Genomic DNA, 21,696 nt, shown 5'->3' with positions numbered 1-21,696 from the left:
GACCCGACGCGGATCGGGTCCCACGACATCGGGACCGGGGTCCTATTCCGCAGCGGGAAGCGCGACCGGCAGGATGGCGGGATGCAGAACACCGTCTCCCGCTGGCCGTGGGCGATCCCGGCAGCCTCACTGGCCGCGGTGCTGGCGGGGGTGATCCTCACGGTGCGGGCGGACCCCGCCGACATCGGATACCTCCTCGTCGATGTGGTGGTGGGCACGACCTACCCCGTCGTCGGCGCCCTCATCGTCACACGGCGGCGCCGGCACCCCGTGGGCTGGCTCTTCCTCGCCGGGGGCAGCGGGCTGGCGCTGCAGGCGCTGACCGGGGGCTACGCGGCATCCGGCCTCGTCGACGGGTGGCCGCTGGCGGGTGTCGCCGCGTGGGTCACCAACTGGATCTTCTTCGCCGGGTTCGCGCCGCTGCTGTTCCTGCCGTTGTTCGTGCCGGACGGCCGCCTCCCGTCGCACCGCTGGCGCCCGGTGTTCGCCGCGCTGGTCACGGCCGCTGCGGGGCTTCTCGTACTGCTGATGTTCCGCGACTCGATCTGGCTCTGGGGGGTGGACCGTCCGAACCCGGTCGGGTTCGTCCCGACCGACACGGTGCTCGCGCCCGCGTTCGGGGTGCTGATGGTCGCGCTTGCCGCATCCGGTGTGACCGCCCTCGCCGTGCGGATGCGGCGGAGGGACGAGGTGCTGCGCCGGCAGCTGACACCGGTGCTCGCCGCCGCAGCGCTGCTGGCGGCCGCCCTCATCACCGACTCGCTGCTGGAGCAGAACTCGCCGCTCGGCATCTTCCTGCTGGCCGTCACCCTGCCGCTCGTCCCGATCGCGACGGCGGTCTCGATCTTCCGTTCGCGCCTGTTCGAGGTGGAGGTGTATCTGCGCCGCACGGTCGTCTACGGCGCGGTCACGGTGCTTCTGCTCGGCCTGTACCTGGCCGTCGTCGGCACGTTCTCCACGCTGCTCGGCACGGACGACGGCGTGCTGGTGCCGCTGCTCGGCACCGCGGCGGTCGCCATCGCCTTCGCGCCGGTACGTGACCTGCTGCAGCGGACCGCCGGGCGACTGCTGTTCGGTGACCGCGGCGACCCGTCCGCGGCACTGCTGCGGCTAGGGTCGCGTCTCGAGGCATCCGCCGACGCCGGGCGTCTGCTCGACGGGGCAGCGGAGACGCTCTCCGCGACCCTCCGGCTCCCGGCGGTGCGCATCCTCGACCGGGACGGCAGGGTGGTCTCGTCGGTCGGTGAGCCGGGCGAGGATGCCCTGCGGCTGCCGCTCCGGGCCGGTGGAGAGCAGGAGGGCGAGCTGATCGTGGCGCAGCGCTCACGGGGTGAGCGGCTGTCCAGCGCCGACACGACGGTGCTCGTGGAGCTGGGCAGGCAGGTGGCCGTGGCGCTCGCCGCATCCCGGCTGTTCCGGGAGGTGCAGGCCTCGCGTGCCCGGCTCGTGGTGGCGCGGGAGGAAGAGCGGAAGTACCTCCGCCGGGAGCTGCACGACGGGCTCGGTCCCGGACTCGCCGCGATCGGGCTGCGGCTCGACGTGCTTCGCGCGAAGGCACCCGCAGAGCTCACCCCGGCGATCGCCGCCGTGCGGTCGCTCACCGACTCCCTTGTCGCGGATGTCCGGCGCATGGTGCATGACCTCCGTCCCGCCGCGCTCGACGAGCTGGGCCTCGTCCGAGCGCTGGAGGATCTGGCGCTTCGCGGCGATGGGGGACCCGAGGTGACGGTGACCACGCCGGGGAAGGAGCTGCCGCCGCTGTCGGCAGCGGTGGAGGTGGCGGCATACCGGATCGTGCAGGAGGCGCTCACCAACGCGCTCAAGCACTCCGGCGCCGAGCAGGTGTCGATCCGCGCCACGGCCGAGCCGAATCGGCTGGTGCTGCAGGTGGCTGACGACGGCCGTGGGCTTCCCGATCAGGTCGTCGAGGGCGTCGGCAGCGGCAGCATGCGGGACCGGGCCGCGGAGCTCGGCGGCGTGCTGCGCCGGGTTCCGCGCCCTGGAGGCGGCACGATGGTCGAAGCGGAGCTCCCGCTGTGACGTCGACGGAGGATTCGATGGGTGAGGCGCCGCTGCGTGTGCTGCTGGTCGATGACCACCCGCTGCTGCGCCACGGGCTGCGGGCCCTGCTCGAGGACGTCGGCGAGGCGGAGGTCGTCGGCGAGGCGAGCGACGGGGCAGAGGCGATCGAGCTGGCGCTCGCCCTGGACCCCGATGTCGTCGTGATGGACCTCGCCATGCCCGGCGTGTCGGGGCTCGACGCGACCCGGCAGCTGATCGACGAGCGACCAGAGCTCGGGGTCCTTGTGCTCACCATGAGCGACGACGACGCGTCGGTGTTCGCCGCCCTCCGCGCGGGTGCCCGCGGTTACGTGCTGAAGGGCAGCGGCGGCGGCGAGTTCCTCTCCGCGGTCCGGGCGGTCGCGCGAGGGGAGGCGGTCTACGGCGCGGCCGTCGCCGGGAGGATCCGGCGCTTCCTGACGGGCGGGCAGCCTCAGTCTGGAAGCAGCACGCCACCCTTCCCGGAGCTGACGCCGCGGGAGCGGGAGATCCTGGACCTCCTCGCCGACGGCCGCACCAACGCCGAGATCGCCGGCTCCCTCTTCCTCAGCCTGAAGACCGTCAAGAACCACCTGACGAGCATCTTCGCGAAGCTGCAGGTCGCCGATCGTGCGCAGGCCGCAGTGCGGGCCAGGCAGGCGGGGCTGGGGGAGTAGCCCTCAGCTCTTCTCGGCTTCCGTGAGCCGGCGCTCCGCCCGTTCCGCGTCACGCTCCGCCGCCTCACGGGCGTCTTCGGCCTCATCCCGAGCTCGGGACAGCTCTCGGAGGCGCTTCGTGGCGCCGGCGATGTCGCTCCCGAGCTGCTCCAGCCGCTCCTCGAGCTCCTCGCGCTCGCGCACCAGCCGGTCCCGCTCCGCTGTGGCATCGTCGAGACGCTCACCGGCGGCTGTGACCGCACTCTCAGACTTCTCGACACTCCGGCGGGCGTCGTCGAGCTCCCGCTGCGCCTCCGCGATGCGGCGCTTCCGTCGCGCGTCATCGAGGCGAGCCGGGGGCCGCGTGCCCGTCGGCGGAGCCTCCGCGCCTGCCCGCTCGCCGGGGATGGCGACGGCGTCGGAGAGGTCGACGGGTTCGAATCCGACCGTGGTCAGCGGGCGCACCAGCCGGCCGCTGCGGACCGCTTCGGCCGCTCGCGCGTCAGCCATGGCCGCCTGCAGCGTCTGCTCGATCTCCTCGACCGCAGGTTCCCCGAGGCTCTGGCCCAGCTCCCGAGCGAGGCCCCTGGCCTGCTTCGCGACCGCGCCGATGACCGCGCGCCGCTGGGTGCCGAGCGAGCGGAGCGTGTCGCTGTCGAGCTCATCCTGCGCAGCGCGCATCGTGCGGCCGAGCTCGAGCAGCTGGTCGATCTCCGTCGTCCGGTGGCGCACCAGCATATTGACGCCCCACGCGGCGGCGGACGGCTTCGGCAGCCGGGCGAGGTCCGCTCCCAACGCCTTGTCGCCGGCGGCCTTTGCCGCCTTGGACCGGGCGTTGCGGGCCGCGGTGAACTCGCCCGGCACCAGTCCGTACAGCTCATCGGCCGCAGCCGTCAGAGCGTCGACGGGATCCGCTGCCGCTGCCACGGGCTCATCCTCTCGCGGAGGGCGCCTGCTCCGCGAGCTCAGCCTCGTCCGAGTCCGGGATAGCCCGTGTGCGGCCTCGTGTGGGAATCCTGCCGAGGCTGCCGCCAGATCGCCTCGGCGGCGGCCTCCGCGGTGCGGGCGTAGCCGATCACCTCCGGGCCGCCGTCCCCGGTCACGGTCGCGCGGAACCAGACCTCACGGAACAGCCCGAACTCGATGCGGTGCACCCTGCCGAGGCTGGTGTCCATCGAGCGGGTGCTGCGCATCGTCCACTCGTTCGGGCCGGTCTGCTGCAGCAGCGAAACGGGGTGCCACTCGGGCACGCATGCTCCCTTCCTGGAAGCAGCCGGCCCTGCGCAACATCGATCCTAGACGCGCCGCCCGAGGGGCGTCACGCGGCGCCGGCGAGCTCCCGGAAGGCGAGCGCGGCGACCTGCGACTCCGAGCGGACGATGGCCGTGCCGCTCCCGTCTTCGATCACCCAGGCGCCACAGGGGCAGGTGACCTCGACGGCTCCCGACCCGAAATCGGCGGAGACGTCGGTCACGTGCAGAGTCCCGAAACGGTCGTCGGTCAGGGAACAGGGATCGTTGCGGTGCGGGTGTGCCACGGGGTGCCTCCTCGGGTGGTTCGTGTCGAGTATCAGCCGGGCCTCCGACATCGCCCGGCAGGCACCCCGCGATCCGGGGAAATTCCAGGAACGCGCAACCGCCGCTCGTGCGCGCCCGGCGTTCAGTCGTCCGAGGTCCGCAGCGCGCGGCGGGCTGAGAGCACCTGCACCTCCGGCCGTTCGTCGACGAGTCGCTCCACCTCGTCGAGCATGCGGGTGGCGTGCGCCGCGTCAGGTGCGACCACGGCGACCCCGATCCCCGCCCTGCGGTGCAGTTCGAGGGAGCCGACCTCGGCGGCGCTCAGCTGGAACCGGCGGCGCAGCTCCGCCACGATCGGGCGCACGAGGGAGCGCTTCTCCTTCAGCGAATGCACGTCGCCGAGCAGGAGGTCGAACTCGATCCAGCCGATCCACATGGAAACAGGATCGTACGCCGTGGGCGGACCGACGCGGCCGGCGTTCGATAATCTTGCGACGAGCAGGCGGGAGGAGCCGGAATGCCAGCTGCCGTCTGGGCGATCGTCGCCGCCTGCGTGCTGTGGGGCACCACCGGCACGGCAGCCTCGATCGCTCCGGAGACGGTGAGCCCCCTCGCCATCGGCGCCGCCACGATGGGGATCGGCGGCCTGCTGCTGTTCGCGGTCAACGGGCCGGTCGCGCTGCGAGCGCTGCGAGACCCTGCCGCTCGGCGCTGGCTGGCGGCCGGATCGCTCGGGGTGTTCGTCTACCCCCTGGCGTTCTACAGCTCCATGGATGCCGCGGGCGTCGCGATCGGCAACGTCGTCTCGCTCGGCACCGGGCCGCTCTTCGCGGCGCTCTGGGAATGGCTGTTCGAGCGTCGTGGCCTGTCACGGCGGTGGGCGATCAGCACCGGGATCGCGCTGGCGGGTGTGCTGCTGCTCGGCCTCGGCGGAGTGGAGCGCCCGGGGACGAGCCCGGGCGCGGGCCCAGACACGAGCTCAGGCGCGGGTGCCTCCGACCCCCTCGCCGGCATCCTGCTCGGCCTCCTCGCCGGCGCCGCATACGCGTGGTACACCTACGCCTCGACCCGCGCCATCGCCGCCGGACACCCTGGCCGTGCCGCGATGGGCGGGATGTTCGGCACGGGTGCGGTGCTGCTGCTGCCGGTGCTGCTGCTGACCGGTGCTCCGATCCTGACGAGCGGCACCGCAATCGGCGTGGTGACGTATCTCGCGGTCGGCCCCATGTTCGTGGCGTACCTGCTGTTCGGGTACGGGCTGCGCGCGATCCGCTCCAGCAGCGCCACCACGCTGACCCTGCTCGAGCCGGTCGTCGCCACCCTGCTCGCCGTCGCGGTGGTGGGGGAGCGTCCCGGCCCGGTCGCGTGGGCGGGCCTCGCCTTGATCCTGATCGGGATCACCGTGCTCGTTGCGGCCCGTCGCCGCCCGGCAGGCGCCCTGTCGCAATATCATTTCGATCATGGCTGAGGACGCCGGGAACGTGGACTCGCCGGGGAGTGACTGGGTGCCGACGGGGCGACGACGGTCGACCTACTCGCCGCCGCCTGCGGGTGTGCAGTATGAGCCCGCGCCTGAGTCGGCCCTCGGCGGGCAGTCGGCGGCCCCACCGGCGTTCTCGCCGCAGCTGCACGAGGGTGATCTGCTGGACTCGGACGAGACCGAGGAGGGCGACACCGAAGCCATCGGCTTCTCGCCGCCACCGCGGCGCTCGCTCGATGACACCGAGCTGGCCGAGCAGATCGGGCGGGCCGACACCGGCACCATCGATCAGATCTCGCTGCTGCAGCAGGAGCTGCAGCTGCGTGAGGCGGATGCGCGCGACTTCGAGTCGTGGGAGCGCGCGATGCTGGAGTTGGGCACGCCCGAGGCGCTGCACGCCGTCGAGCAGGCGCGTCCGGCTTTCACCGGGGTGGTGCCGATCATCCCGCCCCCACCGCAGAACGGCGCCGCGACGACAGCGTCGCCGCCGGATCCGGCACCTGCTGCCGAACAGCGCGCGGACACGGGACCCGGCATCGACCTGCCCCTCGCCGAGGATGCGACGGTCGACGCGGTGCTGCTGGACGACCGGGAGGCGGTCGCCGAGCCGGATGTCAGGTTCGCGGAGGACTTCGTGGTGATCGACCAGGAGGAGAAGACCCCCTCGGCGTGGCCGCCACCGCTCGTGCTGCCACCCGAGCCGCGCGCCGAGAGCGACCTCGACCGGGTGCTCCGGGCCCGGTGGCTGGCCCTCGACGCACCCGAGGAGCCGCCGGGCTCGCGGGTGAGCACCGACACCGGCGGGGGGCCCGTGTCGACGCCGGGCGGGAATCTCCTCCTCGCCGACGTGCACGGCTTGAGCGACATGCGCCTGCAGAGCGTCGACACCGGCGGAATCGCGAAGCTGCCGCCTCCAGGCCAGTTCCCTCCGTCCGGCGCGGTGCCGGTGGTCACGGGTCCGGTGGGCAGGCGCGAGCTTCCGGCCGACGAGCGCGTGGCGCACCGCCCGCGGCTGTTCAGCCTCGAGCGCGGCGGTGTCGAACCGACCCCGATCGAGCAGCGGAACGGTCGTGCTGCGCGGCTGTTCTGGCTGTGGTTCGGGGCCAACGGAACCGCACTCAGCGTGGCGATCGGCGCGGTGCTCATGGCGAGCGGGATGAGCCTCCGCCAGGGCATCGTGGCCGCGCTCGTCGGAATCGGACTGTCGTTCCTTCCGCTCGGTCTCGGCACTCTGGCGGGCAAGCGCAGCGGGCTGCCGACGATGATCGTGTCCCGCGCGACGTTCGGGCTGCTCGGCAACGTGATCCCGGCAGTGCTGGCGGTCGTCACGCGAGTCTTCTGGGGTGCGGTCTTCCTGTGGCTGCTGGCCACCACGGTGGTCGGTATCCTCTCCGACGTGCTGGCGGAACCGGACCGTCCGCTCGCGTTCCTGCTGACGCTCGGCGTCGGACTGCTTGCGGCGGCGGCCAACGCGGTGTTCGGATTCCGGCTGCTGGAGCGGGTCCAGCTGGTGCTGAGCATCGTCTCGGCCGTCGTGCTCGCGGCGTTCGTGGCGCTCACGGCGGGTTCTGTCGACCTGGGCGGCGCGCTCACGGTGCAGGACGGCCCGTGGGTCCGCGTCGTCGGCGGCGCGGTGCTGGTGTTCAGCGTCGTCGGACTGCTGTGGGCGCAGAGCACATCGGATCTCGCCCGGTATCAACGCGTGCAGAGCTCGAGTGCGCGCAGCATGCTGTGGAGCTCCTTCGGAGCGGGCCTTCCCACCTTCCTGCTCATCGTGTGGGGGTGTCTCCTGGCGGCGTCCAGCCCGACGGTGGCCGACGGCCTCGTCGAGGCGCCGTTCGCAACGCTCGCATCCCTCCTCCCCGACTGGTTCCCTGTGCCGCTGCTGCTCGCCACCGCGCTGCCGCTGCTGTCGGCGCTGACCGTCACGCTCTACTCCGGAGGGCTTGCGCTGCAGTCGAGCGGTGTGCGGATCGCCCGCGACGTCGGCGTCGTCGGGACGGCCATCCTGGTCCTCGCGCTCGCGCTGCTGCTGACCTACACCGTCGACGACATGAGGACCCTGCTTCTGGACGTCGCCACGACGATCGCCGTGCCGGTGGCGGCGTGGACGGGGATCTTCTGCGCCGAGATGATGATCCGGCACCGGCAGTTCGACGCCCGCTCCCTGCTGCAGCGCGGCGGCAGGTACGTGGACTTCCGCTGGGTGAACCTCGGGGCGCTCATCCTCGCCACCGCGATCGGGTTCGGCCTCACCAGCGCGTCGCTGTCCTTCCTCGACTGGCAGGGATACCTGCTGCCGCTGCTTGGAATGCAGCCCGACGGCGCGCTCGGGCAGACCGACCCCGGCGTCCTCGTCGCGCTCGGACTGGGTCTGCTGACACCGCTCCTGCTCGGGGTGAACGCCGTCCGGGGGCAGGAGGGCGGGCGCTAATAGACTGGGCCCGTGCCGCATACCGTCGACGAAGTCCACGCTGCGGTCCGGCGGCTCTGGCCACCGGAGGGTGCGGAGGCATGGGATGCGCCGGGACTGCTCTCGGGGGATCCCAGGGCCGAGGTGCGCCGGATCCGTCTCGCGGTGGATGCCGTACCTGACACGGTCGACGACGCGCTCCAGGCGCGGGCACAGGTGCTGCTCGTCCATCACCCGCTGCTGCTGCGCGGGGTGACGAGCGTCGCCGAGGACCGCTACAAGGGCGCGGTCGTGGCGCGGCTGATCCGCGGCGGTTGCGCGCTGATCGCGGCGCACACGAACGCGGATGTCGTGGAGACCGGCACATCGGCCGTGCTGGCAGACCGGATCGGGCTCCTCGACGCGCGTCCGCTGGTGCCGGCCGCGGACCCCGCCCGCGGTCTCGGCAGGATCGGAACGCTCGCGGAGCCCACGACGCTCGGCCGGCTCGCGCGCATGCTCGCGGAGGCGCTGCCGCCCACCGCAGGCGGCATCCGCGTCGCGGGGGACTACGACCGTCCGGTGAGCACCGTCTCGGTCTGCGGCGGCGCCGGCGACTCCCTGCTGCAGAACCCGCTCGTCGTGTCGTCGGACGTGTACATCACCTCAGACCTCCGCCACCACCCGGCGTCGGAGGCGCGTGAGAACGCCAGGATCGCCGGCGGACCGGGGCTCATCGATGTGTCGCACTGGGCGAGTGAGTGGCTCTGGCTGGAGACCGCGGCGGCGCAGCTCCGCGAGGCGTTGCCGTCGGTACAGGTGACGGTCAGTGACGTGCGCACCGACCCGTGGGATTTCGCCGTCGTCCAGTGACGCGGCGAGGTGGATTTCGAATCGTCAGCAAGAACCGAGAGAGGTGACCGTGGCGCTCAAGGCAAGCCCGGACGACCAGGCGCTGCTGCTCGAGGTGCAGCAGCTCGACACGCGACTCCAGCAGCTCGATCACCGGAGCAAGAGCCTGCCGGCGCTTGCGCAGCTCGCGGAGCTCGCCCGCGAGGAGGAGCAGCTGCGGAAGACCCTCGCCCAGCAGCGCGGTGGCGCGGAAGATGCCCGCGCGGAGCTGAAGCGGGTGGAGTCCGACGTCGCGGTGGTCGAAGCGCGGATAGCGCGCGATTCGGACCGGCTGCAGCATTCCTCGTCGACGAAGGACGTCCACGCCCTGGAGCAGGAGCTCGCCTCGCTGCGGAAGCGGCTCAGCGACCTGGAGGACATCGAGCTCACGGTGATGGAGCGAGTCGAGCAGGAGCAGGATGCCCTCAGCGCGGCGGAGGGACGACTCGCCGAGCTGCGCGAGCGCGTGGTCGCGCTGGAGGCCGAGCGGGACGAACAGCTGAAGGGGCTCGAGAGCGAGCGAGTCCACGCGCGGGCGAACCGCGCCACGGTGGCGGGCAAGATCCCGCCGGAGCTGATGGCGCTCTATGAGCGGCAGCGGTCCCGGTACGGCGTCGGCGCGTCGCACCTGCGCGGGGGAGTGTCGGGCGCCAGCGGTGTGCGGCTCACGGAGTCGGACATGGCGCGCATCCGCTCCGCAGCACCCGATGAAGTGATCCTCTGCCCCGATTCCGACGCGATCCTGGTCCGCACGGCGGAGTCGGGACTCTGATGGCGCGGGAGCTCATCGTCGAGGCCGACGGCGGATCCCGGGGAAACCCGGGCCAGGCAGGCAGCGGCGCCGTGGTGATCGATGCGGAATCCGGCGAGCTGCTGGCAGAGCTCGGCCTCTATGTCGGAGTCGCATCCAACAACGTGGCCGAGTACAAGGGCATGATCGCCGGCATCCAGCGGGCCATGGCAATCGACCCGGACGCAGTGCTCACCGTCCGCCTGGACTCCAAGCTCGTGGTGGAGCAGATGAGCGGCCGGTGGAAGATCAAGCATCCCGCGATGGCGGAGCTCGCCGCCGAGGCGCGAGAGCTGCTCACCGGCACGCCGGTGCGCTTCCAATGGATCCCGCGCGAGCAGAACTCGCGCGCCGACAAGCTCGCGAACAAGGCGATGGACCTGCGGGCGAGCTTCGAGGCCTGAATCGGCTCGGCCTGCGGCTCCGCGTGCCGAGACGGTAGCCTGGGACCCGCAAACGGGCCGACAGGCGGCCGCGTCGCCCGGAAGGGTGCCGAGGAACGTCCGGGCTCCACAGAGCAGGGCGGTGGGTAACACCCACCCGGAGTGATCCGCGAGACAGTGCAACAGAAAGCAGACCGCCCGGTCCGCGTCCTCGGACGCGGTGCCGGGTAAGGGTGAAACGGCGGTGTAAGAGACCACCAGCGGCCCGGGTGACCGGGTCGGCTATGTAAACCTCGCCCGGAGCAAGGTCAGACAGGGAACATCGAGGCTGCTCGCTGAGTTCCCGGGTAGACCGCTGGAGGGCTGCGGCAACGCAGTCCCGAGATAGATGGCCGTCACCTGCGCGAGCAGGGACAGAACCCGGCGTATCGTCGGCCCGTTTGCCCACCCCTGTAGGAGCAGCCGATCCGAGGAGCGCGATGGCGGTGTTCACCCCGGTGGACGGGCGGCCGGAGCGCGCCTGGATCGAAGAGCGGCTGGGCGAGTGGAGCACGATGCACTCCGTCGTGCCGCGCGGGTATGACGCGTATGTGCGGGTGTTCCACCCCATCGAGGCGCAACTGCTCGACTGGACCGGATCCGGCTACGTGACGCTCGAGCAGAGGGTGCTCACTTGGCACGCGGTCGCGCGATCGACCCGGACCACCGTGCACCCGCTGATGCAATGGACCGCCATCGGTCGCGGCCTGCCTCAGTACCGCGCGGAGACCCGCGGGTGGCAGTACGGCGAGCCGGCACAGGGTCGTATGCCGGTGGAGTGGCTTTCCCGTGCGGTCAGCGTCTTGCACCGTGGCGGGGAACCGTGTGGTCGTGCGGCGGTCTGGGAGGGGTACGGCTGGCTCCGCCCGAGTGGGACCGGCACCGCGCAGCTCAGTGCGCATGACGAACCGGCTGACGCGACCGCGTCGCCGATCGACGAGTCGCTGCCGTTCGAACCCGCCGAGCAAGCAGGGCGCATGCTCGACCTGCCGAGCCGCTCCTACTTCGTGTTCGACGCCGACCTCGGAATGCTCGCGGACGAGGCGTGGGCACGGGAGAGTGGGTGGGGCTGGGGCACCTCGTTCTGGGGCGACACACCGAACCTGCTGTGGCCGCTCGATCGATCGTGGTTCCTGGTCTCGGAGATCGACTTCGATTCGACCGTGATCGGCTGCTCAGCGGACCTGGCCGCCGAACTGCTGTCTGACGACGTGCTCGAGACTGCGCTGATCCCCGAGGGTGCGTCGCTGTCGTTCGACGCAGATCACATCAACCGCTGAGGATCCCGGCGCCCAGCTCGGCCTGGTTGGACGGTCATCCACACCCGACCGCCGGTATGCCCAGCGGACTCACAACGTCAGGAGAAGTCGCCTCCCCGGGGCCGCTCAGCTGCTCGGTCTGGGACCGAACCCGGCCGCAAGGGCGGCCGCGCCGAGGATCCCCGCGTTGTTCCGCAGCTCGGCCGGCACGATCGGGGTCCGCAGCTTGAGCAGCGGCAGGAACTCGTGGTGATGCTTCGAGACCCCGCCGCCGACGATGAAGAGGTCGGGGGAGAAGAGGAACTCCACGTGGGAGTAGAAGCGCTGCAGCCGCGCCGCCCACCGCTTCCAGCTGAGCCGGGACCGTTCCCGCACCGCGTTCGAGGCGCGCCGCTCGGCGTCGCGGCCGTCGACCTCTAGATGGCCGAGCTCCGAATTGGGGATCAGCACGCCGTTGTAGATGAACGCGCTGCCGATCCCGGTTCCGAGGGTGGTGAGGATGATGAGCCCCGGCTTGCCCTTCGCGGCTCCGTACTTGGCCTCCGCGAAGCCGGCGGCATCCGCGTCGTTCACGAAATGGATCTCGCGGCCGAGCGCCTTCTCGAACAGCTCCTCCGCCTGCAGGCCGATCCACTGCGTGGAGACGTTGGCGGCCGACATGGTGCGCCCGCGCAGCACGATCGCGGGGAAGCAGACGCCGACCGGCGCGCCGGGCTCCGGCCCCAGCTGCTCGAGCAGCGAGACGACCTCGCGGACGATGGCCTCAGGCGCTCCGCCCGGCGGGGTGGCCACCTTCATCCGCTCGCTGACCAGCTCACCGGTCACGACGTCGACGATCGCCGCCTTGATGCCGGTGCCGCCGATGTCGATTCCTACGGCCGTGCTCATGGCGCTGCTCCTTCGTGTCGGAAGATCAGGGGAGGGTGAGGATGTCCGCGCCGCGCTCGGTCACCACGATCGTGTGCTCGAACTGTGCCGAGAAGCTCTTGTCACGGGTGGTGACCGTCCAGTCGTCGGGCCAGAGATCCCAGTCGTGGCCGCCGCCGAGCGTCAGCATCGGCTCGATGGTGAACACCATGCCGGGCTTCAGCTCGGCGGCGTACTCCGGGGCAGTGTCGTAGTGCGGAATGACGAGGCCGGTGTGGAACGCCTCGCCGACCCCGTGCCCGGTGTAGTCGCGCACCACCCCGTAGCCGAACCGGTTCGCGTACGACTCGATCGCACGCCCGATGACGTTGATCTGGCGGCCGGGCGCCACCGCTTTGATTCCACGCTCCATCGCGATCCGGGTGCGCTCGACGAGGTCGGTCACCTCGGGCGCAGCCGCACCGACCACGAAGGTCTTGTTCAGGTCGCCGTGCACCCCGTCCTTGAACGCCGTGATGTCGACGTTCACGATGTCCCCCTCCTGCAGGACGGTGTCGTCGGGGATGCCGTGGCAGATCACCTCGTTCACCGAGGTGCAGGTCGATTTCGGGAACCCGCGGTAGCCGAGCGTCGACGGGTAGGCCCCCGCCTCGATCAGGAACTCGTGCCCGACCCGGTCGAGCTCATCGGTCGTCACACCGGGCCGCACCGCCGCGCCGACGGCATCGATTGCCTGCGCCGCGATCCTGCCCGCCGCGCGGATCCGGTCGACCGTCTCAGAGCCGTACACGTCGCTGCCCGCGAACGGGCGGGGACCGGAGCGACCGACATACTCCGGGCGAGCGATCGACGGCGGGACGGGCCGCGAGGGCGAGAGCCTGCCGGGAACGAGGTGTCCGTCCGCGTCCTTCGGCATAGGACCAACCCTATCCGCGGCATAGTTGAGGGGATGCTTCCGCTTTCCGAGATCCAGCGCATCAGCGGCACGGTGGACGAGCAGTGGCGCAGTCCCGTCGCCGACGTCGTCGCCGAGTGCTGGGGGCTGCCGGCCGGCACCGCACGTTGGCTCCGCTCCAGCGCCACCCACGTCTTCGTGGTGCCGGGGACGTCTGACGGGTCGCGGCAGCACACGTTCCTCCGGTTCGCTCCGGAGGGGGCGCCGGCCGCGTCGCGGCTCGCCGCCTCGGCCGAGCTGATGGCCGGATGGGCCAGGCGGGGCATCCGCGTCGTCGAGCCGGTCCCGAGCGTCACCGGGGCGCGAGCGGAGCGGGTCACCACCCCGATCGGCCGGATGGTCGCGATGCTCGTGCCTGCCGCGGAGGGCGATGAGCTGGCGGTCGACGGCCTGACCGAAGCCCTCGCGTCGGAGTGGGGCGCCGCCCTTGCAGTGCTGCACCGCGACGGCGGTACGCCCGCCCAGCTGTTCGCCGTTCGGGACCAGCCGAATCCGCGCGAGCTCTCGCAGGGCGATCCGGAGTTCGCGCGCGCCTGCGCCGCGATCGTCGCGGCCGTGGAGCGGCTCGACCCACGGGTGCATTCGCGCGGGACCTGCCACGGCGACTTCGAGCTCGACAACCTCCGATTCGGTGCGGCGGGGCTGACATTCTTCGATGCCGACGAGGCGCACGTCGGCTGGCACGCGGGTGATGTCGCGCTGGCGGTGCGGGACCTCACCGGCGTGACGCTCGGCGCAGTGCCCCGCCCGGTGCTGCTCGACGCGTTCCTCGCCGGCTACCGGTCGGTGCGCGCGTTTTCGGGCCACGATGAACGGAGCCTCCCGCTGCACTCGGCGGCGGTCTCGGCGCACCTGGTGATCGACCTCCGACGCGCGCTGGCCGCCGAGCCGGACGACGACGGGACGGACTCCCTGCCGGAGCTTCGAGCGCACCTGCTGGAACACCTGGAATGGCACCACCGGCGGGTGCTGGAATGGCGGGCATGACCCGGCCCTCGGAACGGGAATCGGCACTCGACCCGTTTCCGGAGCAGGTGGGTAGAGTGCAGCACGACGCACGAGCGTCGCCGACCAGCCTGGAGGTGTGCGATGACCGAGTGGTGGTACAACAACAAGACCGGCGAGGTGGAGGAGGGGCCGAAGTCCCTCGGGCCGGATCGTGACGGACCTTACGCGTCTCGGGGAGAGGCGGAGCGAGCTCCCGAGATCGCCCGCGAGCGGGCCCGCCGCTGGGCCGAGGAAGAGGCCCGCGGCGACTGACCGTCAGGCTCCGAGCGTCAGCCGCAATCCCGCTCCGACACGGTCACCGGGACGTCCCGCACCTTCGGTGTGTGGCTGACGGACACCTCGTCGGCCAGGTCGTCGCCACCCGCGAACACGGCGTCGACGGTCCGCGACTCCAGCGGGCCGAGGTTGATGCTGACGATCGCCACGGGCCTGCCGTCCATCACCCCCGAGACGGCGGGACGCTTGTCATCGAGTCCAGTCGCATCGGGGACGGAGTTGAACCGGGGATAGAGTCCGTCGCCGAAGACGACCGGCCGTCCATCGACGTTGGCTCCGGACAGCTCCGCCCCGACCGGCCCGTAAAGGAGCACCCACTGGCGGTCGCCTCCGAAGGGGATGCGCGGCTGACCGGCGAGGATGAACGCGGGCAGGTCCTTCGCCGTCTCGGGGTCGAGCGTGTTCGTGACCGTGGTACTCACGCGGATGGTCGGTCTCTCCGGCCGGCAGCGGTCAGCGGTCACCGCGATCGTCGAGTCCATGTAGTAGCTCATCTTCGAGGTGGCGTCGTCGTTGTTGTACACGCCGACGACGGTCCTCGAGGAATTGTCCGGCGGCAGCATGTTCCCGACCGGCGAGGACTGCAGCACGGCCTGCTCCTTCGGATGCGAGCTCCACACCTTGAGCCGCTGCTCGGCGATCATCGGCTGCAGCTGCTCGAGAAGCGGCTTCGGCTCCGCGGCCCCTGATACGACCGCATCGAAAATCTCGGCGGCTGCGGATGCGAACACCACATCCTGCACACGAGGATCGAGGTACTTCGAATAGACCTCGTTGAGAAGGAATCGCACCGCGTTCTCCGCGGTCAGCGTCTCACCGGTGGCCAGAGCGAGGGGACCGGTCGCACGGAGGAGGTGCGACAGGGCGACGGGATCGAAGGAGACGACGCCGTCGACGGTGCGGCCGAACTCCAGCTCCCACATGCGCTGCGCCAGCTTCGCGGTGGTCGGGAAGTCGGGCGTGAAGGTGATGTTGGTGACGTAGGTGCTGGTGTGCGCACCGAAGAGCTTCGGCCAGTCGCCGGCGAAGGTGAGCGGCTCCGACCGGTACGGCCGGTCGAAGTCCCGCGAGGACGCCTGCTGCACGAGCTTCACGGATCCGCGGTCGACCTCGAGCAGTGCCATGGACGCCGGGTTGCCGCCGCTGGCGCGCTCCTCGGCGTTGTTCTGGAACATCAGAAGGTAATGCCGCGGTTCGTCTTCCCCGAGCATCGCGCCGACATGCGGGAGCACCTCCGCTGCGCCGCTGATGCCTGGTGAGTAGGCGGCCAGCAGGTCCTTGACCTGCTGCACGGCGTCGGCCAGCGGCGGCACCAACCCCGAGGGCCGGATGTCGGCTGCACTCAGGGTTGCCTGGTGCATCGCGGACGCCAGCTTCGCCAGCGGCGAGACGAGCCGTGTGAACGGTTCGATCGCGATCCGTCCGCCGACCGGTCGGAGCACATCGAAGGTCAGCCCATCGACGGCCACCGCGACCGGGCCGACTCCGTCCTCCACGAGCTCGTCCAGCAGCTGTGCCAGCTGGCGGATGGACCTGAGGTCGCTGCCGAGCACTGGGGTGAGCTCCGCGAACATCCAGACCGGGTCGCCGACTGCCTCCGACGCCGCGGATGTGTCGGCACGCAGCCGCTCGTACATGCCGGCCGTGCTCTGCTCCGACGTGCCGAGGGCGCTCCGGAACGCCGACAGGTTCGCCTCCGCGCTCTCGAGTGCGTCCTTGGCGACGAGCGCGCGGATGCCGACCCACACGCCGATGAACAGCACCAGAACGATGGCGGCCACGCCGGCGCCCAGAACGACCCGCCGACGGCGCCGTCCAGGCCTCGGCGCCCCGCCCGGCTCGCCCGGCGCAGCGGCATCCGCCGTCGTCGCTGCTCCGGCGGTCGCCCGCTCGGCGCGCCGAAGGCGCAACCGCGATGGCCTCCAGTCCACGATTCCCCCACACGGCGTCCACGCGCCGGGCCCAGGCTAGGGCGTCAGCGGATCTCCGCCGCGTTGCCGCACCGGCGTTCCGCGGGTCCGCGACGCGCTGGGGGCGGCGGGATCAGCGTGCGACCACCTCGGACCGCCTCGATCCGCCGCCGGTCAGCCACCCGCCGATCGCTGTCGCGATCTTCCGTCCGCCCTGCACCGACGGCTCGATCGGGTTGGCGTAGTCGCCCGGCTCCGTGCAGATCAGCCGCAGGTCGATGAGCGGCACGCCCCTCGAGAACGCGGCTCGGGTGATGCAGTCGTTGAACAGGGCGATGCCGGTGCGGATCATCGGATGGCCCGGCTCCGACGGGCGGGTGTCGTAGATCGTGCAGACCGCGGTCGGCAGTCCCGCGGTGAGCACGGCATCCAGCATCGCCTCGTAGTCCGCGGCGAACTGCTGCTGCGCGCCGGCCAGCAGCAGCAGACCCTCCCCGACGCTGCCCGCCGGCTGCTGCAGCACGTCGGCGTAGCCGAGGGCGTCGTTGCCGCCCACGCTCACCACCAGGTGAGTGGCGTTCACGGGCGCGGACCGGAGCTGGCGCGGCACGCCGGTTGTGACGTCACCGTCGACCGCGAGCAGGGTCGCATCCCAGCCGGATGGAAGCTCGACCTGCAGCTGCTGCACGACATCCGGGCCTCCGGGAACGTACACGCCGTTGTCGAAGATCGAGTCGCCCAGCAGCACGACGTGTCCGGAAGCAGCCATCCTCCAAGGATTCACGTCCGACGCGAGACCCAGCCGGAGCCGGCCGACGGTCACAGCCGTTTCCCGGATGCCGTGACGCAACTATCCTGAGCGCAAAGGAGTCCAGGGGGTCGAAGTGGCTGATCGCACGCCGCACAGGGAGCCGGATGTCGACGCGGTGCTGGACATTCTCTGGAAATGGGACTTCGCCGGGCTCGCCTCACGGGCGCAAGCCCCGGACGAGTACGACCGGCTCTGCGACCAGCTCATCGCACGTGTCCGTCAGTCACCGGAGTCCACGCGCGCCTGGCTCACCCGGGAGCTGTCGGAGAACTGGGCGCTCAACATCCCGGCCCGGGCGATCGACCACTTCGTCGCCGAGGTCGAGAGCGTCGTCCGCACGCGTTGACGGGAGCCCGCACCATGCCTGAACACAGCAGAGTCTCGATGCCCGGACCGCTTCGAATCGCCACGCTGACGGCGGTGCTGCTGACCGGTGCCGTGAGCGGATGCACGTCGATCTTCGCGCCGCAACCGGGCGCGACATCGAGTCGGGACGCGACGCCCGCACCCGGGCCGTCTGCACCCGGCGAGGCGATGAGCATCCCGGATCTCGTCGACGCGGTGGAGCCGTCGGTCGTGACGATCTTCACCGGCGGCGGGCTCGGCAGCGGCGTCGTCTACACCGCCGGCGGCGCCATCATCACCAATGAGCACGTCGTCCGTGGTGCCACCGAGGTGGACGTCGCCTTCGCCGACGGTCAGCGGGTCGCCGGCACCGTGGTGGCGACCGACCCCATCGTCGACATCGCCGTCGTCCAGGCCGACCGCACGGGCCTGCCGCCTGCCGAGTTCACCACCGAGCTTCCGGAGGTCGGCGAAGCCGCCGTCGTGATCGGTTCGCCGCTCGGGTTCACGAACACCGTCACCTCCGGGATCATCTCGGCGCTTCACCGGGAGATCCCCGGCTCAGCATCCTCCGGTCAGTCCCTCGTGGACCTGATCCAGACGGATGCGGCGATCAGCCCAGGCAACTCCGGCGGCGCGGTCGTCAACCTGCGCGGGCAGATCATCGGCATCAGTGAGGCCTACATCCCGCCGTCGGCCGGGGCGGTCGCGCTGGGCTTCGCGATTCCCGCAGCCACCGCCACCGAGGTCGCCGACCAGTTGCTCGAGGACGGGACCGCCGAGCACGCGTTCCTGGGACTGCGCCCCGGGGCGATCACACCGCAGATCGCGGAGCAGCTCGGGGTCCCGCAGGACGACGGCGTGGTGGTGCTCTCCGTGGTCGACGGCGGCCCGGCCGACGAGGCGGGGCTGCGACCCGGCGATGTGCTCGTCCGGCTGGACGATGAGGAGCTGCGGTCGCCGGAGGATCTCCTCGGCTCCCTCCGGCGGCGCGACCCGGGGGATGCGGTGACGATCGAATACCTGCGCGGCAGCGAGCCGCAGACCACGGAGGCGACGCTCGACGCCCGGCCCCGGTAGCGCGATCCGGGTCAATCGCCGGATTCGCCGGGCTTGTCGCGCGGCTCGATCCGCACGCGCACATCGTCCCCGGCCCGTAGGCCGATCCGCTCTCGAGCCGCCTTGTTGATCGGGAAGAACCAGACGCCGCCGCGTGTGCCGAGGGAGCCCTCGTACGGCTGGTCGTTCAGCGTGCCGGCGATGTAGTGCCGAACCCGCTTGCCCCAGACCTCACGTGGGTCGAATGGGACGACGGCGTAGACGACTCCGTTGTCCCGCTCCAGCAGCGTCGTGGTGAATTCCTGCACGGACGGCCCTACTCGTCGGGGTAGGAGTGCTCCGGACCGGGGTAGACGCCGCTCTCGACCTCGTGCCGGTACGCGGTCGCCGCGCCGGTGAGCGTGGCGCGCAGGTCCGCGTACTGCTTCACGAACTTGGGGATCCGGCCGCCGGTGAATCCGGCGAAGTCCGTCCACACCAGCAGCTGGCCATCGACGTGCGGGCCTGCGCCGACGCCGATCGTCGGGATCTTCAGCTCCTTGGTGACCTGCGCCGCCGCGCTCGCGGGCACCATCTCGAGCACCACAGCGAAGGCACCGGCGTCCTCCACGGCGTGGGCGTCCTTGAGCAGCTGCTCCAGCTGCGCGCCGCGACCCTGGATGATGTGACCGCCGAGCCCGTGCTCGCTCTGCGGTGTGAAGCCGATATGCCCCATCACCGGGATGCCGGCGGAGACCACGCGGCGGATCTGCTCCGCACTGCGCACCCCGCCTTCCAGCTTCACGGCGTGCGCGTGCGTCTCCTTCATGAACCGGAAGGCGGTGTGGAGCGCCTCATCCGGGCTCGTCTCGTAGGAGCCGAAGGGCAGGTCCGCCACCACGAACGCGCGGCTGACGGCGTTCGACACGGCGCGGGTGAGCGGGATGAGCTCGTCGACCGTCACCGGGAGCGTCGTGTCGTAGCCGAGCACGTTCTGCCCCGCGGAGTCGCCGACCAGCAGGAAATCGATGCCTGCCTCGTCGAAGATCCCGGCGGTCAGGTGGTCGTAGCTGGTGAGCCCGGTGAACTTGATGCCGTTCTCTTTCGCCCGCTGGAAATGGCGGGTCCGAACCCGCTTCCTCGACTGCTCCGCCATGAGCCCGAGTGTAGTCCGGCCCGATCGGCCGTTCTGCCACCCCGAACACGGGCCACTTCGGCGCAAATGGCCCGCCGCGGCGGCCCGGATACGCCGATCCCGGCCGCATTCCGCGCGCGGTCAGAGGTTCGGGCGGTACGTGATCGGGAGGCGCCGGTCGCGACCGAAGGCCATGCCGCTGATCTTCGGTCCGATCGCCCCCTGGCGGCGTTTCCACTCCGCGCGGTCGACGAGCCTCGTGACGAAGTTGACCGTCTCCTCGTCGAAGCCGAGCGCCACGATGTCGCTGCGGCCGAGGGCCTGTGTGATGCAGGCGTCGAGGACGCCGTCCAGCACCTCGTACGGCGGCAGTGTGTCCTGATCGGTCTGGTCCGGCCGGAGCTCCGCGGACGGTGGCTTCGAGATCGAGTTCTCCGGGATGGGCGGCTTCTCACCCCGCGCAGCCGCGAACGCGTTCCGCCAGCGGGCGAGCTCCCACACCAGCAGCTTCGGCACGTCCTTGATCGGTGCGAAGCCGCCGGCGGAGTCCCCGTAGATCGTCGAGTAGCCGACCGCAAGCTCCGTCTTGTTGCCCGTGGTCAGCACAAGGTGCCCGTCCATGTTGGACTTCGCCATCAGGAGGATCGCCCGCATGCGCGCCTGGACGTTCTCGGCCGCGATCCCGGACAGGCGCAGCTGCTCCTCGACCGGGTGCACCAGGTCCATGATCGGCTCGACGGAGTAGTTGCACCCGAGGCGCTCCGCCAGCTCGTCTGCGTCGGTGCGCGAGTGCTCGGAGCTGTACCGGCTCGGCATCGAGACGCCGAAGACGCGCGCCTCGCCGAGCGCATCCGTGGCGATCGCCGCGCACACCGCGGAATCGATGCCGCCGGAGAGGCCGAGGATGACGCTCGCGAACCCGTTCTTCCCGGCATAGTCGCGAAGCCCGAGCACGAGTGCGTTCCAGAGCTGCTCCCGGTCGTCCGGCAGCTCGGCGATGTCCGGCGCGAGCTCGGGCCGCTCCGCCACCTCGCGGGCGTCGAGCTCCACCCGCGTCACCCGATCCGGAATCCGGTCGTCGTGCTCGTTCCCGGCGGGGTCGAGCTCCAGGTCCACCACGAGCAGGTGCTCACGGAACTGGGGCGCCCGGGCCACCAGCCGGCCCGTCCCGTCGACCACCACGCTGTCGCCGTCGAACACCAGGTCGTCCTGACCGCCGACGAGGTTGACGTACGCCACCGGCACGCGGTTCTCCCGGGCGCGGCGCTCGACGAGCGGCAGCCGCACCTCGTCCTTGTCCCGCTCGAACGGCGAGCCGTTGATCACGAGCAGCAGCTCCGCGCCCGCCTCCAGCACCCGGGCGGCGGGGCCGCCGTCCCGCCACAGGTCCTCGCAGATCACGATCGCCACGTCGACGCCGGCGAGCCGCACCACCAGCAGGTCGTCGCCGGGGATGAAGATGCGGTACTCGTCGAAGACGGAGTAGTTCGGCAGGTGGTGCTTGGCGTAGCGGGCACGAACGGCGCCGTGCTGCAGCACGCTGGCGGCATTCTGGGCGATCGCGGTCGGCGCGTTGCTGGTGCCGAGGGTCCGCGGCTCGAACGGCCCGTCGGGGTGGCCGACCACCACCGGCAGGTCGCCGAGGCCGGCAGCCTCGAGGTCGGTCGCCAGCCGGCGCACCGCATCCGCGCAGGAGGCGAGGAAGCTGGGCCTGGATGCGAGGTCCTCGATGGGGTAGCCGCTGAGCGCGCACTCGCCGACGGCGAGCAGATCGGCGCCCCGCTGCCTCGCCCGTCGGGCGGCCTCCACGATCTGCGCCGCATTCCCCGCAAGATCCCCGACGATCGGGTTGGTCTGACCGAGTGCCAAACGAAGTCGGGGCATAGTTCGGTAGCCTAATGACC

Annotated in this window: 23 protein-coding genes and 1 other RNA gene; 13 read left to right on the top strand and 11 right to left on the bottom strand. The window is 71.2% G+C overall.

From position 1 onward, the window contains the following. Positions 1-81: 81 nt before the first annotated feature. Both ACFFGH_RS09835 and ACFFGH_RS09830 read left to right on the top strand, forming a co-directional pair. Positions 82-2,040: a sensor histidine kinase gene (locus ACFFGH_RS09835; RefSeq protein ID WP_386667729.1), complete on the top strand. Its 1,959-nt coding sequence runs from the start codon at positions 82-84 to the stop codon at positions 2,038-2,040. Continuing rightward, positions 2,037-2,717 carry a response regulator gene (locus tag ACFFGH_RS09830; protein WP_386667727.1) on the top strand — a complete coding sequence of 227 codons (681 nt, stop codon included), beginning with the start codon at positions 2,037-2,039 and terminating at the stop codon, positions 2,715-2,717. The genes ACFFGH_RS09835 and ACFFGH_RS09830 overlap by 4 nt, the downstream gene beginning before the upstream one ends. A 3-nt stretch (positions 2,718-2,720) precedes the next feature. Here ACFFGH_RS09830 and ACFFGH_RS09825 read toward each other — a convergent pair whose 3' ends face one another. The 4 genes from ACFFGH_RS09825 to ACFFGH_RS09810 all read right to left on the bottom strand — a co-directional run bounded on the left by ACFFGH_RS09825 (position 2,721) and on the right by ACFFGH_RS09810 (position 4,649). Continuing rightward, positions 2,721-3,623 (bottom strand): hypothetical protein, encoded by a 903-nt coding sequence (locus tag ACFFGH_RS09825; RefSeq protein WP_386667725.1) that lies wholly within the window; start codon positions 3,621-3,623, stop codon positions 2,721-2,723. 38 nt (positions 3,624-3,661) lie between these two features. Beyond that, positions 3,662-3,946, bottom strand: a complete 285-nt coding sequence (locus tag ACFFGH_RS09820; protein ID WP_386667723.1) for a hypothetical protein — start codon at positions 3,944-3,946, stop codon at positions 3,662-3,664. Between the two features lie 68 nt (positions 3,947-4,014). Beyond that, positions 4,015-4,233, bottom strand: coding sequence for a hypothetical protein (locus tag ACFFGH_RS09815; protein WP_386667721.1), 219 nt, complete (start codon positions 4,231-4,233; stop codon positions 4,015-4,017). Positions 4,234-4,355: 122 nt separating this feature from the next. Continuing rightward, a complete protein-coding gene (locus tag ACFFGH_RS09810; protein ID WP_386667719.1) occupies positions 4,356-4,649 on the bottom strand; it encodes a DUF503 domain-containing protein in 294 nt (97 codons plus the stop codon). A gap of 81 nt (positions 4,650-4,730) precedes the next feature. Between ACFFGH_RS09810 and ACFFGH_RS09805 the strand changes: the two genes are divergently transcribed. From ACFFGH_RS09805 to ACFFGH_RS09775, 7 genes are all read left to right on the top strand, one after another. Further along, positions 4,731-5,681, top strand: coding sequence for a DMT family transporter (locus tag ACFFGH_RS09805; protein WP_386667717.1), 951 nt, complete (start codon positions 4,731-4,733; stop codon positions 5,679-5,681). After that, positions 5,674-8,127, top strand: a complete 2,454-nt coding sequence (locus ACFFGH_RS09800; RefSeq protein ID WP_386667715.1) for a purine-cytosine permease family protein — start codon at positions 5,674-5,676, stop codon at positions 8,125-8,127. The genes ACFFGH_RS09805 and ACFFGH_RS09800 overlap by 8 nt, the downstream gene beginning before the upstream one ends. 12 nt (positions 8,128-8,139) lie before the next feature. Next, positions 8,140-8,958 carry a Nif3-like dinuclear metal center hexameric protein gene (locus ACFFGH_RS09795; RefSeq protein ID WP_386667713.1) on the top strand — a complete coding sequence of 273 codons (819 nt, stop codon included), beginning with the start codon at positions 8,140-8,142 and terminating at the stop codon, positions 8,956-8,958. A gap of 43 nt (positions 8,959-9,001) precedes the next feature. Continuing rightward, the gene (locus tag ACFFGH_RS09790; RefSeq protein ID WP_386667711.1) at positions 9,002-9,748 is read left to right on the top strand and encodes a zinc ribbon domain-containing protein; all 747 of its coding nucleotides are present in this window, start codon (positions 9,002-9,004) and stop codon (positions 9,746-9,748) included. After that, positions 9,748-10,170 carry a reverse transcriptase-like protein gene (locus ACFFGH_RS09785; protein ID WP_386667709.1) on the top strand — a complete coding sequence of 141 codons (423 nt, stop codon included), beginning with the start codon at positions 9,748-9,750 and terminating at the stop codon, positions 10,168-10,170. Before ACFFGH_RS09790 ends, ACFFGH_RS09785 begins: the two co-directional genes overlap by 1 nt. A gap of 52 nt (positions 10,171-10,222) precedes the next feature. After that, an RNA gene (gene rnpB, locus ACFFGH_RS09780) (RNase P RNA component class A) lies at positions 10,223-10,593 on the top strand. Between the two features lie 35 nt (positions 10,594-10,628). Beyond that, a complete protein-coding gene (locus tag ACFFGH_RS09775) occupies positions 10,629-11,468 on the top strand; it encodes a hypothetical protein (protein WP_386667707.1) in 840 nt (279 codons plus the stop codon). Positions 11,469-11,573: 105 nt separating this feature from the next. On the opposite strand, the gene ppgK is transcribed toward ACFFGH_RS09775, so the two are convergent. Together ppgK and map are read right to left on the bottom strand one after the other, a co-directional pair. Beyond that, positions 11,574-12,335 (bottom strand): polyphosphate--glucose phosphotransferase, encoded by a 762-nt coding sequence (gene ppgK / locus ACFFGH_RS09770; RefSeq protein WP_386667705.1) that lies wholly within the window; start codon positions 12,333-12,335, stop codon positions 11,574-11,576. A 25-nt stretch (positions 12,336-12,360) separates the two neighbouring features. Continuing rightward, positions 12,361-13,230 (bottom strand): type I methionyl aminopeptidase, encoded by an 870-nt coding sequence (gene map / locus ACFFGH_RS09765; RefSeq protein WP_386667704.1) that lies wholly within the window; start codon positions 13,228-13,230, stop codon positions 12,361-12,363. Between the two features lie 33 nt (positions 13,231-13,263). Here map and ACFFGH_RS09760 point away from each other — a divergent pair, with 33 nt between their 5' ends. Both ACFFGH_RS09760 and ACFFGH_RS09755 read left to right on the top strand, forming a co-directional pair. Further along, on the top strand, positions 13,264-14,256 hold the full coding sequence (locus tag ACFFGH_RS09760; protein ID WP_386667702.1) for a phosphotransferase enzyme family protein: 993 nt from the start codon (positions 13,264-13,266) through the stop codon (positions 14,254-14,256). A 102-nt stretch (positions 14,257-14,358) separates the two neighbouring features. After that, positions 14,359-14,529, top strand: a complete 171-nt coding sequence (locus ACFFGH_RS09755; RefSeq protein WP_386667700.1) for a hypothetical protein — start codon at positions 14,359-14,361, stop codon at positions 14,527-14,529. Between the two features lie 17 nt (positions 14,530-14,546). On the opposite strand, the gene ACFFGH_RS09750 is transcribed toward ACFFGH_RS09755, so the two are convergent. Both ACFFGH_RS09750 and ACFFGH_RS09745 read right to left on the bottom strand, forming a co-directional pair. Beyond that, positions 14,547-16,334: a DUF4012 domain-containing protein gene (locus ACFFGH_RS09750; protein WP_386667698.1), complete on the bottom strand. Its 1,788-nt coding sequence runs from the start codon at positions 16,332-16,334 to the stop codon at positions 14,547-14,549. Between the two features lie 262 nt (positions 16,335-16,596). Continuing rightward, entirely contained in the window at positions 16,597-17,232 is a 636-nt protein-coding gene (locus ACFFGH_RS09745) for an SGNH/GDSL hydrolase family protein (RefSeq protein WP_386667696.1), read from the bottom strand. A 115-nt stretch (positions 17,233-17,347) separates the two neighbouring features. Between ACFFGH_RS09745 and ACFFGH_RS09740 the strand changes: the two genes are divergently transcribed. Next, entirely contained in the window at positions 17,348-17,620 is a 273-nt protein-coding gene (locus tag ACFFGH_RS09740; RefSeq protein ID WP_386667694.1) for a hypothetical protein, read from the top strand. A 38-nt stretch (positions 17,621-17,658) separates the two neighbouring features. Beyond that, positions 17,659-18,699 (top strand): S1C family serine protease, encoded by a 1,041-nt coding sequence (locus tag ACFFGH_RS09735; protein ID WP_386667693.1) that lies wholly within the window; start codon positions 17,659-17,661, stop codon positions 18,697-18,699. A gap of 11 nt (positions 18,700-18,710) precedes the next feature. Here the strand turns inward: ACFFGH_RS09735 and ACFFGH_RS09730 are convergent, their stop codons facing one another. From ACFFGH_RS09730 to ACFFGH_RS09720, 3 genes are all read right to left on the bottom strand, one after another. Further along, entirely contained in the window at positions 18,711-18,986 is a 276-nt protein-coding gene (locus ACFFGH_RS09730) for a DUF1905 domain-containing protein (RefSeq protein WP_386667692.1), read from the bottom strand. Between the two features lie 8 nt (positions 18,987-18,994). Beyond that, on the bottom strand, positions 18,995-19,813 hold the full coding sequence (gene panB, locus ACFFGH_RS09725) for a 3-methyl-2-oxobutanoate hydroxymethyltransferase (RefSeq protein WP_386667690.1): 819 nt from the start codon (positions 19,811-19,813) through the stop codon (positions 18,995-18,997). Positions 19,814-19,933: 120 nt separating this feature from the next. Continuing rightward, positions 19,934-21,676 carry an NAD+ synthase gene (locus ACFFGH_RS09720; protein WP_386667688.1) on the bottom strand — a complete coding sequence of 581 codons (1,743 nt, stop codon included), beginning with the start codon at positions 21,674-21,676 and terminating at the stop codon, positions 19,934-19,936. Positions 21,677-21,696 lie beyond the last annotated feature (20 nt).

The organism is Lysobacter korlensis (assembly GCF_042434515.1).
The sequence above is the reverse complement of the archived record's forward strand: the minus strand, read 5'-3'. Positions and strand labels throughout refer to the sequence as shown.

What these genes read in the sequence shown, in the direction of transcription:
- ACFFGH_RS09805 (WP_386667717.1), top strand. Translation starts at nt 4,731, where the DNA reads ATGCCAGCTGCCGTCTGGGCGATCGTCGCCGCCTGCGTGCTGTGGGGC.
- ACFFGH_RS09735 (WP_386667693.1), top strand. Translation starts at nt 17,659, where the DNA reads ATGCCCGGACCGCTTCGAATCGCCACGCTGACGGCGGTGCTGCTGACC.
- ACFFGH_RS09775 (WP_386667707.1), top strand. Translation starts at nt 10,629, where the DNA reads ATGGCGGTGTTCACCCCGGTGGACGGGCGGCCGGAGCGCGCCTGGATC.
- ACFFGH_RS09720 (WP_386667688.1), bottom strand. Translation starts at nt 21,676, where the DNA reads ATGCCCCGACTTCGTTTGGCACTCGGTCAGACCAACCCGATCGTCGGG.
- ACFFGH_RS09785 (WP_386667709.1), top strand. Translation starts at nt 9,748, where the DNA reads ATGGCGCGGGAGCTCATCGTCGAGGCCGACGGCGGATCCCGGGGAAAC.
- ACFFGH_RS09755 (WP_386667700.1), top strand. Translation starts at nt 14,359, where the DNA reads ATGACCGAGTGGTGGTACAACAACAAGACCGGCGAGGTGGAGGAGGGG.
- map (WP_386667704.1), bottom strand. Translation starts at nt 13,230, where the DNA reads ATGCCGAAGGACGCGGACGGACACCTCGTTCCCGGCAGGCTCTCGCCC.
- ACFFGH_RS09745 (WP_386667696.1), bottom strand. Translation starts at nt 17,232, where the DNA reads ATGGCTGCTTCCGGACACGTCGTGCTGCTGGGCGACTCGATCTTCGAC.
- ppgK (WP_386667705.1), bottom strand. Translation starts at nt 12,335, where the DNA reads ATGAGCACGGCCGTAGGAATCGACATCGGCGGCACCGGCATCAAGGCG.
- ACFFGH_RS09760 (WP_386667702.1), top strand. Translation starts at nt 13,264, where the DNA reads ATGCTTCCGCTTTCCGAGATCCAGCGCATCAGCGGCACGGTGGACGAG.
- ACFFGH_RS09800 (WP_386667715.1), top strand. Translation starts at nt 5,674, where the DNA reads ATGGCTGAGGACGCCGGGAACGTGGACTCGCCGGGGAGTGACTGGGTG.
- ACFFGH_RS09835 (WP_386667729.1), top strand. Translation starts at nt 82, where the DNA reads ATGCAGAACACCGTCTCCCGCTGGCCGTGGGCGATCCCGGCAGCCTCA.
- ACFFGH_RS09810 (WP_386667719.1), bottom strand. Translation starts at nt 4,649, where the DNA reads ATGTGGATCGGCTGGATCGAGTTCGACCTCCTGCTCGGCGACGTGCAT.
- panB (WP_386667690.1), bottom strand. Translation starts at nt 19,813, where the DNA reads ATGGCGGAGCAGTCGAGGAAGCGGGTTCGGACCCGCCATTTCCAGCGG.